The 259-nt window shown below is 74.5% G+C and carries 1 pseudogene; it reads right to left on the reverse strand.

The features are described from left to right. Positions 1-259, reverse strand: a pseudogene (locus tag RTM68_RS12255) (hypothetical protein); the annotation flags it as partial.

A 259-nucleotide genomic window follows, 5' to 3' on the forward strand; every position in this document is an offset into this window, starting at 1 on the left:
CCCCGCGAGCACGGCGATGCCGGTGAAGACGAGTCCGCTGACGAGGATGTTCAGCGCTGTGAGCCCGGCCGCCGCCTTCTCGGCGCGGTACGCGGCCTCGGCGGCGACGGCGCTCTCGGCGACGTAGCGCTCCGCAGCCCGTGATGCTCCCCCGAGCGCGCCGAGAACGCGCAGCCCGGTGGCGAAGTCGGTGCTCACGGCGTCGAGCCGCGCCGCCTGCTTCTGCGCCTCGTATCCGCGTCGCCGCAGTCCACCGCTG

The sequence above is a fragment of the Microbacterium sp. genome (assembly GCF_031988965.1).
In the GTDB taxonomy this organism is placed as follows: Bacteria; Actinomycetota; Actinomycetes; order Actinomycetales; family Microbacteriaceae; genus Microbacterium.